This is a genomic window from Ruegeria sp. CI8, assembly GCF_056536865.1.
On record NZ_JBQFQL010000001.1, the window covers coordinates 1,088,102 to 1,102,197 of the forward strand.

The 14,096-nt window shown below is 61.1% G+C and carries 14 protein-coding genes and 1 other RNA gene; 6 read left to right on the forward strand and 9 right to left on the reverse strand.

Going from position 1 to position 14,096, the window contains the following annotated elements; all coding sequences use genetic code 11:
* Positions 1–422: 422 nt before the first annotated feature.
* On the forward strand, positions 423–3,113 hold the full coding sequence (locus ACR0DA_RS05305; protein ID WP_480753205.1) for an Rne/Rng family ribonuclease: 2,691 nt from the start codon (positions 423–425) through the stop codon (positions 3,111–3,113).
* 38 nt (positions 3,114–3,151) lie between these two features.
* Here the strand turns inward: ACR0DA_RS05305 and ACR0DA_RS05310 are convergent, their stop codons facing one another.
* Complete coding sequence (locus ACR0DA_RS05310) at positions 3,152–3,391, reverse strand: sulfurtransferase TusA family protein (RefSeq protein WP_093961985.1); 240 nt, start codon at positions 3,389–3,391, stop codon at positions 3,152–3,154.
* 105 nt (positions 3,392–3,496) lie between these two features.
* Here ACR0DA_RS05310 and ACR0DA_RS05315 point away from each other — a divergent pair, with 105 nt between their 5' ends.
* The 4 genes from ACR0DA_RS05315 to ACR0DA_RS05330 all read left to right on the forward strand — a co-directional run bounded on the left by ACR0DA_RS05315 (position 3,497) and on the right by ACR0DA_RS05330 (position 7,902).
* On the forward strand, positions 3,497–4,249 hold the full coding sequence (locus ACR0DA_RS05315) for a cytochrome c biogenesis CcdA family protein (protein WP_170338729.1): 753 nt from the start codon (positions 3,497–3,499) through the stop codon (positions 4,247–4,249).
* 78 nt (positions 4,250–4,327) lie between these two features.
* The gene (locus ACR0DA_RS05320; protein WP_170523854.1) at positions 4,328–5,602 is read left to right on the forward strand and encodes a hypothetical protein; all 1,275 of its coding nucleotides are present in this window, start codon (positions 4,328–4,330) and stop codon (positions 5,600–5,602) included.
* Positions 5,599–6,948 (forward strand): cytochrome P450, encoded by a 1,350-nt coding sequence (locus ACR0DA_RS05325; RefSeq protein ID WP_480753206.1) that lies wholly within the window; start codon positions 5,599–5,601, stop codon positions 6,946–6,948. The genes ACR0DA_RS05320 and ACR0DA_RS05325 overlap by 4 nt, the downstream gene beginning before the upstream one ends.
* A 72-nt stretch (positions 6,949–7,020) precedes the next feature.
* Positions 7,021–7,902 carry a fructose bisphosphate aldolase gene (locus ACR0DA_RS05330; RefSeq protein WP_170371116.1) on the forward strand — a complete coding sequence of 294 codons (882 nt, stop codon included), beginning with the start codon at positions 7,021–7,023 and terminating at the stop codon, positions 7,900–7,902.
* A 2-nt stretch (positions 7,903–7,904) separates the two neighbouring features.
* Here the strand turns inward: ACR0DA_RS05330 and ACR0DA_RS05335 are convergent, their stop codons facing one another.
* The 4 genes from ACR0DA_RS05335 to fumC are packed head-to-tail and all read right to left on the reverse strand — an operon-like array spanning position 7,905 to position 10,356.
* Positions 7,905–8,507 (reverse strand): DNA-3-methyladenine glycosylase I, encoded by a 603-nt coding sequence (locus tag ACR0DA_RS05335; protein WP_170339307.1) that lies wholly within the window; start codon positions 8,505–8,507, stop codon positions 7,905–7,907.
* 51 nt (positions 8,508–8,558) lie between these two features.
* Positions 8,559–8,789 (reverse strand): ribbon-helix-helix domain-containing protein, encoded by a 231-nt coding sequence (locus ACR0DA_RS05340; protein WP_480753208.1) that lies wholly within the window; start codon positions 8,787–8,789, stop codon positions 8,559–8,561.
* Positions 8,786–8,962 (reverse strand): DUF4169 family protein, encoded by a 177-nt coding sequence (locus ACR0DA_RS05345; protein WP_170528485.1) that lies wholly within the window; start codon positions 8,960–8,962, stop codon positions 8,786–8,788. Before ACR0DA_RS05345 ends, ACR0DA_RS05340 begins: the two co-directional genes overlap by 4 nt.
* On the reverse strand, positions 8,962–10,356 hold the full coding sequence (fumC, locus tag ACR0DA_RS05350; RefSeq protein ID WP_480753209.1) for a class II fumarate hydratase: 1,395 nt from the start codon (positions 10,354–10,356) through the stop codon (positions 8,962–8,964). The genes ACR0DA_RS05345 and fumC overlap by 1 nt, the downstream gene beginning before the upstream one ends.
* Before the next feature lie 244 nt (positions 10,357–10,600).
* Between fumC and ACR0DA_RS05355 the strand changes: the two genes are divergently transcribed.
* A complete protein-coding gene (locus ACR0DA_RS05355) occupies positions 10,601–11,128 on the forward strand; it encodes a hypothetical protein (protein ID WP_170371935.1) in 528 nt (175 codons plus the stop codon).
* Between the two features lie 40 nt (positions 11,129–11,168).
* Here the strand turns inward: ACR0DA_RS05355 and ACR0DA_RS05360 are convergent, their stop codons facing one another.
* The 4 genes from ACR0DA_RS05360 to ssrA all read right to left on the reverse strand — a co-directional run bounded on the left by ACR0DA_RS05360 (position 11,169) and on the right by ssrA (position 14,080).
* The gene (locus ACR0DA_RS05360) at positions 11,169–11,633 is read right to left on the reverse strand and encodes an SspB family protein (protein WP_170403236.1); all 465 of its coding nucleotides are present in this window, start codon (positions 11,631–11,633) and stop codon (positions 11,169–11,171) included.
* Positions 11,634–11,709: 76 nt separating this feature from the next.
* Entirely contained in the window at positions 11,710–12,984 is a 1,275-nt protein-coding gene (chrA, locus tag ACR0DA_RS05365) for a chromate efflux transporter (RefSeq protein WP_480753906.1), read from the reverse strand.
* 215 nt (positions 12,985–13,199) lie between these two features.
* Positions 13,200–13,631 (reverse strand): ester cyclase, encoded by a 432-nt coding sequence (locus ACR0DA_RS05370; protein ID WP_093961996.1) that lies wholly within the window; start codon positions 13,629–13,631, stop codon positions 13,200–13,202.
* A gap of 101 nt (positions 13,632–13,732) precedes the next feature.
* Positions 13,733–14,080, reverse strand: a transfer-messenger RNA (tmRNA) gene (gene ssrA / locus ACR0DA_RS05375).
* Between the last annotated feature and the right edge of the window lie 16 nt (positions 14,081–14,096).

A 14,096-nucleotide genomic window follows, 5' to 3' on the forward strand; every position in this document is an offset into this window, starting at 1 on the left:
AGATCGGGCTCCTTTGCAGTTTGCCCATTGTGTTTTCCACAGGACTGCTTTTATTGTACCGGGACGGGTCGGGCGCATTTTTGTGCCTGAATGCCCCGAATCATTGAGTTTCGCTGCTTTGCTGCAGGTGGTGACCTTTCCCGCCCGGCCAAGCAGACCGATTGTGCCTCGTTCCGGGGCAGTAGAGTACCTGAGCCCGAATTTCGGGCGAAAGGAATAATGGGCAGGCAGCGGCGTGTTCGCGCCTGTCGGAGAAGAACCGCGATGACGCGCGCGCTACGATTGAGTATACGGGCAGGGGGCCAAAGCGCCGATCCCTGCCGCGCGCCGTCCGTAATCGCCCAGACAAGACACCACCCCAGATGCGCCTGTCCGCCTGGACAGGTCAGGACAACGCGTTTGGCGCGGTGCACCAAGGACACATGGCAAAGAAAATGCTTATCGATGCCACCCACGCGGAGGAGACCCGCGTCGTGGTGGTGGACGGAAACAAGGTCGAGGAGTTCGATTTTGAATCTGAAAACAAACGCCAGCTTGCTGGCAACATCTACCTGGCAAAAGTAACGCGCGTCGAACCTTCGCTGCAGGCGGCCTTTGTTGACTATGGCGGGAACCGGCATGGCTTCCTTGCGTTCTCGGAAATCCATCCGGACTACTACCAGATTCCGGTCGCGGACCGCGAAGCCCTGATGGAGGAAGAGCGCGCCTACGCTGAGGCAATGAAGGCGCGGGACGAGGCCGAAGAATCCAAGCCCAAGAAGCGCCGCTCGCGGTCGCGCTCGAAGGCGGCAGAGGTCAAGACGGACGATCCGGTCGAAACGCTGGACGTATCCGCCGAACCGACGGGCATGGAAACCATCGACCTGCTTGAGGAAGAGGCCGCTGATCAGGATGTGCCCGAAGGCACGTCTCCGATGGAGACGGTCGCTGAAACTCCGGTCGAAGAGCCGAGTGAAGACGCGAGTGACGAACCGGCGGACGAAAAGGCCGAAGTCGAAGCTGACGCCGCACCCGCTGAACCGGTCGAAACAGACGAGCCGTACGCGGATGCAGCGGACGACGCTGACGCCGAAGCTGATGAGGCCAAGCCGGATGCGGCTGCCAAGGATGACACGATCGAGTCGGTTGCGGATGATGATGACAGCGAGGATATCCGTCCTCCGCGCAAACCACGCCCGCGCCGCTACAAGATTCAGGAAGTCATCAAAGTGCGCCAGGTTCTGTTGGTGCAGGTCGTCAAGGAAGAACGTGGCAACAAGGGTGCCGCGCTGACCACTTACCTGTCGCTGGCCGGCCGGTATTGTGTGTTGATGCCGAACACCGCACGCGGGGGCGGCATCAGCCGCAAGATCACCAACGCCGCGGACCGCAAGAAGCTCAAGGAAATCGCGTCCGAGATCGACGTGCCTACGGGCGCCGGTCTGATCATCCGTACAGCCGGCGCCAAGCGTACCAAGTCCGAGATCAAGCGCGACTACGAATACCTGCAGCGCCTGTGGGAGCAGATCCGCGAACTGACGCTCAAATCGATCGCTCCTGCAAAGATCTACGAGGAAGGCGACCTGATCAAACGGTCGATCCGTGATCTTTACAATCGGGACATCGACGAGGTTCTGGTCGAAGGCGAAGGTGGCTACCGCATCGCCAAAGACTTTATGAAGATGATCATGCCGTCGCACGCCAAGAACGTGAAGCGGTACGAGGACCAACTGCCGCTGTTCGCGCGCTATCAGGTGGAAAGCTATCTGGCGGGGATGTTCAACCCGACGGTCCAGCTGAAATCGGGCGGGTATATCGTGATCGGCGTGACCGAGGCGTTGGTTGCCATCGACGTGAACTCGGGCCGCGCAACCAAAGAAGGCTCGATCGAGGAAACTGCGCTGAAGACCAACCTTGAGGCCGCCGAGGAAGTTGCACGCCAGCTGCGCCTGCGCGACCTGGCCGGTTTGATCGTCATCGACTTCATCGACATGGACGAGCGCAAGAACAACCTGGCGGTCGAAAAGCGCCTGAAGGACAAGCTCAAGACCGATCGGGCCCGTATTCAGGTCGGACGGATCTCGGGCTTTGGCCTGCTGGAGATGAGCCGCCAGCGCCTGCGCCCAGGAATGCTTGAGGCAACCACACAGCCTTGCCCGTCCTGCCATGGCACCGGTCTGATCCGCTCGGACGACAACATGGCTCTGTCGATCCTGCGTCAGATCGAAGAGGAAGGGACGCGCCGCCGCTCGCGCGAGGTGCTGGTGCGGTGTCCCGTGAGCATTGCGAACTTCCTGATGAACCAGAAGCGCGAACATATCGCGCAGATCGAGTCCCGCTATGGCCTGTCGGTTCGGATCGAAGGCGACATTCATCTGGTCAGCCCTGATTTCTCGATGGAGAAGTTCAAGACGGCCAGCCGGATCGTTCCCGAAGCGTCTGCGCCGGTGGTGTCCGCGACGGCATCGCTGATGGATCTGGTGGATTCCGAGGACGAGGTTGAGGACAGCGCCATCGAGCCGGAACAGGCGGAAGAGGAAGCCAAGCCGAAGCGCAAGCGTCGCCGTCGTCGCCGCAAGAAGAACGGTGGTAACGGCGAGCAGGTCGAGGCAACCACTTCTGACGATGCTGCGGAAAACAAGGCGAGCACTGAGGCGCAACCTGAGGAATCGGGGACGGAAAAGACCGCTGAGTCTGAATCCGCTCCGGCTGAGGCCGCAGAAGCTGGCGCCGAAAACGTAACCGAGGGTGAAGCGGAGCAGGCCGAGGAAAAACCGGCCAAGCCCAAAAAACGTCGGGCACCGCGCCGCAAGAAGACGGCCGAGGTTGAAGAGGCGTCCGCGCCGGAACCCGAGGTAGCCGAGGAAACGGTTCAGGCGGCTGCAGAAACGCCTGCCGATGAGGCGTCTCCTGCTGAGGACAATGCCCCCGACGCGCAAGCTGAGGAGCCGGTTGAAGCGAGTGAGCCCGAGGTAGCGGCAGAAGTCGAAACGCCTGATGCCGAGCCCGTGGTGGAAGCGCCGGAAACAGCAGCGGAGGACACAGCAGAGCCGGTGCTTGAGACGGTAGCGGAAGAACCCGAGCCGTCCCCGGCCAAGCCCAAGCGGCGCGGTTGGTGGTCTCTGGGCCAATAAGACAACAAAGGCGGACAGTATTGTCCGCCTTTTTTCTTTCAGGTCCCGCCGTTTTTCCGAATGAGATAGACGTGGTGATCCGCAGCTTCTTCCATCCCGATCAGCTCGTGCCCGGACTCCGAGCAGAAATGAGGCACATCGACGATTGCGGCCGGATCGTCGGCAAGGACCCGGAGAAGGGAGCCCGCAGGCATGGCCTTGAGCCGTTTGCGGGCTTTCAGGACGGGCAGGGGGCACAGCAGGCCCAATGCATCTAGTGTTTCGGCTTCTTGTGTCATGGCTCTCAGATATTTGCATGGCGCACAGCTGTCCAGCCGGCAACCACGAGGATGTGACCGAATGGCCCCGTGACGCGCCCCACTGGATATCCTATGTGCAGTGGCATGTTCGGAATCGATATCATCGACGCGGGGCTGCTGCCCGCGATGTTCATCGCGCTGGTCGGCGGGTTGATCAGTTTTCTGTCGCCCTGCGTGTTGCCGATCGTGCCGCCTTATCTGGCCTACATGAGCGGCGTGACCATTCACGAGATGCAGGATCAGGCGCAGGCTAGACGCAAGGCGACTCTGTCAGCGCTGTTCTTCGTTCTTGGACTGTCGACGGTGTTCCTGCTGCTGGGCTTCACGGCCTCGGCCTTCGGCGCATTCGTGCTGCAGAACCAGGAACTGTTCGCCAAGGCCTCGGGTCTGGTGGTGATCGTGTTCGGCCTGCATTTCCTGAACGTGTTCCGAATTCCGATCCTGGACCGCGAAGCGCGGCTCGAAACCGGGGACTCCGGCGGCTCGGTCTTCGGGGCTTACATCCTGGGGTTGGCTTTCGCATTCGGCTGGACCCCTTGCATCGGCCCCCAGCTTGGCGCGATTCTGTCGCTGGCCGCGTCCGAGGCCTCGGTGGCGCGGGGCACGCTGTTGCTGGGCGTCTACGCGGCGGGTCTGGGCATACCGTTCCTGCTGGCTGCGATGTTCCTGAACCGTTCAATGGCGGTGATGAACAAGCTGAAACCGCATATGGGAACGATCGAAAAAGTCATGGGTGGCTTGTTGCTGGTCGTCGGCATCATGCTGGTGACGGGTCTGTTCACCGAGTTCAGCTGGTGGCTGCTAGAGACGTTCCCGGCATTGGCCACTCTGGGCTGACGCGGCGCCCGGTCTCGATGATCGGGCCTTACCTTGGCCACATCGCTGCGCTAACCTGCCCGCAACAAGGGCAAAGGCATGAGCAGTCAGGTTCCGCAATCTGGGGTACAACGACGCCGGGTGTTCTATATCCCCGGCTATGATCCGATCCATCCCCGCCGCTATCGCGAACTCTATCGGAAAGAGGGGCGCGCGCAGTCAGCGATTTCCGGGTATCGGTTGGAGGTCTCGGCCAAGACGGGCGATGGCCCCTATGGCTGGCACGTCCGGTCGGAGCAGGACGGGGCCGAAGTAGATACGGATGTCGAGGTTCTAGTCTGGTCCGACATCGTGCGCGACAGCATGGACAGCTCGATCCCGGCGACCTACTGGCAACTGCTGTGCACTGCCTCGATCTACATCTCGACTGGCACGCTGTGGCGGCTGATGCGGCTGCGCAAAGGACCGGTGATCGCCGCACTCTATCCGGTGGCGATGTTGCTGGGGCAGTTGGCGCTGGCGGGATTGGTCTTCTACGGTGTGGCAATGTTGTCCGAGTCCGCGATGCATTGGTTGGTTGAAGCTGTGGAAGGACCCGCGCTGTTCGGTCCCTATTTTGCGGCGCGGATGTATCTCAGCCTGGCTATTGGCGTGTTGGCGGGCTGGTGGGTCTTGCGCTGGTTCCGAAAGATCGACAACCGCCTGTTCGCCTATTACCTGATGCACGACTATGCCTATTCTGCGCGGCTGCGGGGAGAAACGCCGCCCGAGTTGCAGGCTCGGCTGGACGAATTCCGTGCCACTATTGCGGCAGCGCTACGGTCGCCCGTCGATGAGGTTCTGGTGGTGGGCCACAGTTCCGGCGCCCATCTGGGGGTTTCGGTTCTGGCCGACCTGCTGCGGCGGGGCGAGGTGCCACCGGATGGCCCGGTCCTGTCGTTCCTGACATTGGGGCAGGTGGTGCCGATGTTGTCATTCCTGCCGCGGGCCGGCCGGTTGCGGTCCGACCTGCAATTGCTGTCGCAGACCGAGCAGTTGACATGGGTCGATGTCTCGGCACCCGGGGATGGCTGCGCCTTTGCCCTATGTGATCCGGTTGCGGTCAGCGGGGTTGCCGGGCCGGGCAAACGGTGGCCGCTGGTTCTGTCAGCCGCTTTTACGCAAACCCTGTCGCCCGAACGTTGGGCCGCGTTGCGCTGGCGGTTCTTCCGTCTGCATTTCCAGTATCTGTGCGCGTTCGACCGGCCTAGCGACTATGACTATTTCCGCATCACGGCCGGCCCGCTGACACTGGGCGCTCGGTTCGCCGGGCGGGCGCCGTCGAAATCGCGGATCGAGCGGGCGGTGTCCAAGTACCGGACGGTGCGCGCATGACCCCGCCCAAGCCGCCCGCCAGACCGGACAAGGTATCTCTGTGGCAATACCTGCGCCTGTTCCGGCGTGACATCCTGTCGGCCCAGCCGCAACGCCTGTACCGCGCCTGGATGGCCGAGTTCCGCACCCCGTTCTTCCGGTCCTACCTGATCAACCAGCCCGAGCTGATCGACCGGGTTCTGAAACACCGTCCTCAGGATTTCCCGAAATCCGGCCGGATCAGCGAAGGCCTGCGGCCCCTGCTAGGCCAATCGGTATTCCTGACCAACGGCGCGACCTGGGAGCGCCAACGCCGCATCATCGATCCGGCCTTCGAGGGCGGGCGGCTGAAACAGACCTTTCCCGCGATGCTGGCCTCGGCCGAGGCTTGCGCCGATCGCCTGCGCGACAGGACGGGCGTGCCGGTCGAGATCGAAGAGGTCACCAGCCATGCCGCCGCCGACGTGATCTTTCGCACCTTGTTCTCGGTGCCGATCGAGCACGAAATCGCCGCGCAGGTGTTCGAGAAGTTCCGCGCCTATCAGCGGCAGCAACCTCTGCTGAACCTTGCGGCTTTCGTGCCGCTGCCCGGCTGGGTGCCTCGGTTCCACCCGCGCAAGACCCGCCGTGCGGCGGCTGAAATCCGCGCCTTGATCGCCCGCCTGACCCGCGAGCGGGCCGCGCAGATCGCCGCCGGCGCCGCGCCCGACGATCTGGCCACCAAGATCATGACCACGTCCGACCCCCTGACCGGGCAGTGTTTCAACACCGATGAGATGATCGACCAGGTGGCCATCTTTTTTCTGGCCGGGCACGAGACCAGCGCCTCGGCCCTGGCATGGACGCTGTACCTGATGGCCGCCTATCCTGACTGGCAGGACCGCGTGGCCGAGGAAGCCCGCGCGCAGGATGAAATCAGTTTTGCCAGCATGTCCCGCCTCAAGCTCAGCCGGGATGTGTTCCGCGAGGCGCTGCGCCTCTATCCCCCGGTGCCGATGATGGTGCGCGAGGCCACATGCCCCGAACGTTTCCGCGACCGCGACGTGCCCAAGGGCGCTCAGATCGTGCTCAGCCCGTGGCACCTGCACCGACATGAACGGTTGTGGGAGGACCCCGACAGTTTTGACCCGTCCCGCTGGGCGACCGAAAACGGCAAAGCCTGCCAGCGGGCGGCCTTCATCCCGTTTTCGGCCGGGCCGCGCGTCTGTACCGGGGCGGGGTTTGCGATGGTCGAGGGGCCGTTGATCCTGTCGACCCTGCTGCGCCGATACCGGTTCGAACCTGTCGAGGGCCGCTCCCCGGTCCCGGTGGCGCATCTGACGGTCCGGTCCCGCGACGGAATTTGGCTGCGCGTGGTTGAGCGCTAACAAACTATCATCGCCCCGCGCCATGCTGTATGCGGTTGGAAAAGCGGAATCATTACTGAACGGGAAAGTGTTATGTCCAAGGCTGAACAGCGCGAACAGATGATCAACGGTGCGGGTTTTATCGCGGCTTTGGATCAGAGCGGCGGCTCGACGCCCAAGGCGCTGGCGTTGTACGGGGTGCAGCCGTCCGACTATGGCTCGGACGAGGAAATGTTTGCCGAGATCCAGAAGATGCGCGCCCGGATCATCCTGGCCGATGACTTCACCCGCGACAAGGTGATCGGCGCGATCCTGTTCGAACGCACGCTGAGCGAGGAAATCGACGGTCGCAAGGTGGCCGATTACCTGTGGTCGGTCAAAGGCATCGTGCCGTTCCTCAAGATCGACAAGGGGCTGGAGGACACCGCCAACGGCGTGCAGCTGATGAAGCCCATCCCGGGCCTGGCCGAGACGCTGGCCAAGGCCGAAGGTGTGTTCGGCACCAAGGAACGCTCGGTCATCCACGAGGCCAATGCCGAGGGCATTGCCGCCGTGGTGAAACAGCAATTCGACGTGGCCCGCGAGGTGATCGCCGCCGGCATGGTTCCGATCATCGAGCCCGAGGTGAACATCAAGTCGGACACCAAGGCCGAAGCGGAAGAGATCCTGAAAGCCGAAATCCTCAAGAATCTCGACGAGTTGGGCGAGGGGCAGGACGTCATGCTGAAGCTTACCCTGCCCAGCAAGGCCAATCTGTATGACGAGGCCGCCGATCATCCGCGTGTTCTGCGGGTTGTGGCGCTGTCGGGCGGCTATTCGACCGACGAGGCCTGTGACCTGCTGGCGCAGAACGGCAAGATGATCGCCTCTTTCTCGCGCGCGCTGACCGAGGGGCTGTCGAAACAGCAGTCGGATGCCGAGTTCAACGCGGCCCTTGGCAGCAATATCGACAAGATCTACCGCGCCTCGGTCTGAGGTTAGACCGGTTTGATGAAAAAGCGGCGCATCTGCGCCGCTTTTTCGCGCATGGCGCAGCCGGTGGCGTGGTCATTCACCAGCCCCATCGCCTGCATGAAGGCAAAAACCGTGGTGGGGCCGACAAATTTCCATCCGCGCTTTTTCAGATCCTTGGACATGGCAACCGACTCGGGCGAAGTCGAGGCCGTCTGCGGCGCAGGAGGGGTCTCGGGCTCGAACCGCCAGACATAGGCCGCCAGCGAACCGGTTTCGGCCACCAGCTCCTGCGCGCGGCGAGCGTTGTTGATCACCGCCTCGATCTTGCCGCGATGGCGGATGATACCGGCATCTTGCAGCAGTCGTTCAACGTCCGCATCAGAAAAATCGGCCATCACTTTGAAATCAAAACCTGAAAAGGCTTTGCGGAAATTCTCCCGTTTGGCCAGAATGGTGCGCCAGCTGAGGCCGGATTGGAAGCTTTCAAGGCACAGTTTCTCGAACAGGCGCTGGTCGTCACCTACCGGATAACCCCATTCATTGTCGTGATAGTCAAAAAACTCCGGCGCGGCCTGACACCAGCCGCAGCGCGGTTGGCCATCCGGCCCGGTCACGAGTTCGCGCATCGAATGTACCCCTTTTGTTCGCCGTCAGCCTAGGCGCAGACGGATATCAGATCAAGGGTTGCGATCGGGTGACCGGTACCAGTTCAGAACAAAGACGCGAATGGCCGACGCTAATCCAGTCTCAGGGTCGCGCGCGACATCAATTTCCGAGGCCAAAACATTGATCGGCAAACCTTTTGCCTTGGCGATCTCTCGGAACCCCTGCCAGAACTCATCCTCGAGCGAGACCGATGTTCGGTGCCCCTTGAGCGTTAGCGAGCGTTTGACGGGCGGGCCGCTCATTCATCCAGCTCGTGATTGTCCAGATCGCGGCGGGCTTTTTCCGTACGGGCCTTGTCCAGCTGCTTTTCCGCCTTGCTGCGCCCGAACGCCGCCGCGTTCCGGTCGGCGCGGGCCTTTTTCTCGGCCCGCGCCTTTTCCTTGCGATACCGGTTCAGATTGACCGGCTTGCCCATCAGTCCTTGGGCCCGATCATCTGCTCAGGGCGCACGACGGCATCAAAGGTCGCCTCGTCGACGAAGCCCAGCTTGATGGCCTCTTCTTTCAGCGTGGTGCCGTTCTTGTGCGCAGTCTTGGCGACCGTGGTGGCGTTGTCATAGCCGATGGTGGGGGCCAGGGCGGTGACCAGCATCAGCGATTCCTTCATCAGCTTGTCGATGCGCGCCTCGTTGGCCTTGGTGCCCAGCAGCATACGCTCGGTAAAGCTGTCGGTCGCGTCTCCCAGCAGCTGGATCGACTGCAGCAGGTTGTAGGCCATCATCGGGTTGTAGACGTTCAGCTCGAAATGGCCTTGGCTGCCGGCGAATTTGATCGCAGCGTCGTTGCCCATGACGTGGGCGGCGACCTGGGTCAGCGCCTCGGCCTGGGTCGGGTTGACCTTGCCCGGCATGATCGACGATCCGGGCTCGTTCTCCGGCAGGATCAGTTCACCCAAACCCGAACGCGGCCCCGAGCCGAGGAAGCGGATGTCGTTGGCGATCTTGTAGCAGCTGCCCGCGACTGTGGCCAAGGCGCCCGACAGGAACACCATCGCATCGTGGGCGGCCAGCGACTCGAATTTGTTGGGCGCGGTGACGAAGGGCAGGCCGGTGATTTCGGCCATGTTGGCGGCTACGGCCTCTGCCCAGCCTTTCTGGGTGTTCAGCCCGGTACCGACGGCGGTGCCGCCCTGTGCCAGCTCGTAGATGCCGGGCATGGCGGCGCTCACGCGGGCGATGCCCTGGCGGATCTGGTGGGCATAGCCGCTGAATTCCTGGCCTAGGGTCAGCGGGGTCGCGTCCTGCGTGTGGGTGCGGCCGATCTTGATGATGTCCTTGAATTCCGCCGACTTTTGCTCGAGCCCGGCGGCCAGATTCTCGAGCCCCGGCAGCAGCACGTCACGCACGCTCATCGCGGTGGCGATATGCATTGCGGTGGGGAAGGTGTCGTTCGACGATTGCCCCATGTTGCAGTGATCGTTCGGGTGCACCGGATCCTTCGAGCCGATCACGCCGCCCAGGATCTCGATCGCGCGGTTCGCGATGACCTCGTTGGCGTTCATGTTCGACTGGGTGCCCGATCCGGTCTGCCAGACGACCAGAGGGAAATTGTCGTCAAACTTGCCCTCGATCACCTCGCCGGCGGCCTGGATGATCGCGTCGGCGATACGTGCGTCCAGCTTGCCGGTGGCCTTGTTCTGCATGGCGCAGGCCTTCTTGACCACGCCCAGCGCGCGCACGATGGCGACGGGCTGCTTCTCCCATCCGATGGGGAAGTTCATGATCGAGCGCTGCGTCTGCGCCCCCCAATACTTGTCGGCAGGAACCTCGAGCGGGCCAAAACTGTCGGATTCGGTGCGGGTCTGAGACATCTGTCACTCCGTCTGGTATGCAGTCGCATGCCGTTTAACCGCAGCTAAGCTATGGTTCAATCGGCCAGTTGCGCGCACCTTAGTCCGAAGGGCAAAAAAGGTATAGCCATGCGGTGTGCGTCACTTTTCTTGGTTGGTCACAGGGACGTACCATTGTGCCCGTTCCCGGCTGAGCTAAGATATAGAAGGCAACCGCGGAGAAAGAACCATGAATCGCTCAGACCGGACCTCATTTTTCGCGCAAATGGCCCGATGGCTGTCGATACTGGCGTTTGGAATTTTGTTGGCGTCTCCGGGATGGGCGCAGGACATTGGTCCCTTTGTCGGCGACTATGTCGGATCTGCCGACGTGGTGGATGCAGACGGATCGTCGACCCCGCGCGACATGAGCGTTTCCATCGCAGAGACCGGCGAAGGGTTCGTGGTCAAGTGGAAGACTACCACCTACAAAGCCGACGGCCGGGTGAAAGAACAAAGCTTTTCGGTCGAGTTCCGACCTTCTGATCGGAACAACATCTATTCCGCAGCCATGAAGCGGAATGTCTTCGGTCATGAGGTTCCGCTGGACCCGATGAAGGGGGAACCCTTTGTCTGGGGGCGGATCGAAGGGGAAACACTGACCGTCTTCTCGCTGTTCATAGACGAGGACGGCGGGTACGAATTGCAGCAGTATGACCGAACACTGGCCGAGGGCGGGCTGAACCTGTCCTTTTCCCGGTTCAGAGATGGACAGAAGTCGCGTTCGGTCGAAACATTCCTGGAAAAACAATAGGCTCCGCCAAAAAAGCGAAGCCTCGTCCAATGGCCGCGAATTACTTGCGGAAGCTGTCCAGCGATACGATATCCGCATCATGATGCGGCTCGTCGTCGGGTTCGACCTCGATCGACTCGGCCTCGATTTCCACCGGGTCCTCATCTTCTTCGTCCGAGCTTTCGAAGCGCAGCCCGAATTCGACCGACGGATCGACAAAGGTCTGGATGGCCGAATAGGGGATATACAACGGCTCCGGAGCGTCACCGAAATTGAGCGTGATGGCAAATCCGTCCTCGCCAACCTCGAGATTTTCGAACCAGTGCTGCACCACGATCGTCATCTCATCAGGGTAGCGTTCGCGCAGCCAGTCAGCGATTTCGACGCCGGGCTCACGGGTATCGAACGTGATGAAGAAATGGTGCGCGCCGGGCAGTCCGGTTTCAGAAACGCGCTTCAGAACAGTCTTGATCAACCCGCGCATAGCGGTGTGCATCAAGTTGCCGTAGTCAATGCCTTGCGACATGTGTCATCCTCGAAAGTGGTTATCCCAAGCATAAGGGATTTGATCGGAAACGAAAGAGCGGGTTGCGTCTGATTGTTCAAACCAGATGCAGGATTGCGCCTGCACCTATCATGATGCCCAGCGTCGTTGCCAGACCGGTTTTTCTTATGAAAATCAAGACTCCGGCAAGGCATGTCAATCCAACGGCTGCGATGTCCAAGGTCGAAAAAACCGGAATGGGCAGTGAGATCGGACCAAACTCGACTTCTCCGATGGTTCCAAACAGGACATGCAGTCCGAACCACACCGACAGGTTGAGAATCACACCGACGACCGCCGCGGTAATTGCGCGCAATGCTCCCGACAGTCTCGGTCTTTGCGCTATGACGTCCAGGTAAGGCGCGGCAACGAATATCCACAGGAAGCACGGAACGAAGGTCGCCCACAGCGCAACGGCCCCGGCTGCCAGCGCAAGGGACATCCCGCCGGCCAACTGCCCGGCGAGCATGGCGACGAATTGCGTGACCAGTATCAATGGGCCGGGGGTGGTTTCTGCCAGTCCCAGCGCATCGATCATCTGATCGGTAGAGATCCATTGATAGTTCTCGACGACCGTCTGGGTCATGTAGGCCAGCACCGCATAGGCCCCGCCGAAAGTGACTACGGCCAATCGAGCAAAGAACCAGCCCAGATCGCTTAGCAACGTCTGGCCGGAAAGGGTCAACAACACCAGCGGAGCCAACCAAAGAAACAGCCAGAGCGCTGCGGTCCGCGCGGGCCGAGCCAAGGCGGTATCGACATTCTGCGAAACTGAAGGCTGCTCTGAAGGCTTACGTGAAAAGCCCCAGACAGCCGCGGCCAGAATGATCAGGGGGAAAGGTAGATTCAGAGCGAAGATCGCCAGGAACGCCAGTATCGCAAGAATCCCGGGCTCTGCCCCAGATAGAGTTTTGCGAGAAAGATTGAGCACCGCCTGGAGAACGATCACGATAACCGTGGCCTTGATCCCGAGAAATGCAGCCTGGACCAGGGGAAGGTCTCCGTAGGCAGCATACAGGCCGACCAGCACGGCTATCACCAGCGCTCCGGGCAGAACGAACAGGCCGCCGGCAATCAGCCCGCCCGGCACCCCCCGCAGCCGCCAACCGGCATAAGTGGCCAGTTGCATGGCTTCGGGGCCGGGCAGCAACATGCACAACGACAGCGCGCGCAGAAAGCTCTGCTCATCCAACCATGGCCGCCGTTCGACTAATTCCTGGTGCATCAATGAGATCTGTGCCGCTGGGCCACCAAATGAGAGGAGGCCAATGCGGCCGAACACCCGGACCAGTTTTGCCAGTGGGGGGTTCACTACCGGGGCTCCGCCCTGCATGCGCCGGTTTCGGCGGTCCTCGGTCGGCTCCATCCGATATTCGGAGCATAGGTGCTGATCCGACCACCAGCGATCATTGGAAACTGCGCAGCCATGGCATGTGCCCCTTTGGATTTGGGGACATGCGAACTCGGGCTGCCGCCGGGCAGGGCGTTCACATGCTGACCCCGTGTGCTTTTGCTACTCGGGGTCAGCACGCGCGGTCAAGAACCGGTTCAGGCCCAGTCCAGCCGTTGCCCTGTCATGCATACGGGCAAGGTATCCTGCGGGAACTGGCCGAGCTGTTCGAACAGGGAAACGAAGTCGAACTGGTTGTAGGCTTCGACCATCTTGTCACCTTTGAAGCGCGCCATCACTTGGCCTGTGACCTCCAAGGGCGCGCCGTTGTCTGCCCGCGAGGTCCGCACATGCAGAACGGCTGACGCCCAATCGCCGTTTTCGATAATTTTGGGCAAGTCCACCTGAATTTCGCCCAGAACGTGCCGAAAGGCCATGACCAGGTCGCGAAAGTCGTCCGCGCCGACCTGCATTTCGGGTATCAGCCCTTCGGCCATCGTTTCCGGGGCAAAATACTGGTCGATCGCGTCAATATTGCCTTTTTCCCAGACCTCGGAATACCAGGCCCTGAGTATCTCTGAATGAGTCATCCCAACTCTCCTGTCTGTCTTCCGCTACTTTGAATGACAGGAGTGAACAGTTTCTGAATGGCGGCCAAATTCGGCGCAAAAACTCAGACAAAATCTTGGGAAATGCAGGTTTCTGTTGCCAGGTACCTGCGAACCCCGCCTTACGCGGCTAGGCGCAAGGACTTAAGTTTCGGTCTGGTTACTGCTTACGCAGCAACGGCAACCGGAGCACGATTGTCATTTGCAATTGTACTGTTTTCGCCGGTAACGGTGGCAGACAGCCGAGACAAAGCTAACCCCTTTAGACGTTCGTCGATCCTGTTTCGGCCCCATGATCCCCAAATGAAGGATATGTGGTGGAGCCGCCGGGTACCGCCCCCGGGTCCGATCCGCTTATTACGAGCGCGTTTATGTCCATAGTCCCGAAGGACAGGATTTATATAGGTGAGGATATTTGCGGATGCAAACCCTCAAAGCGCGGGATCA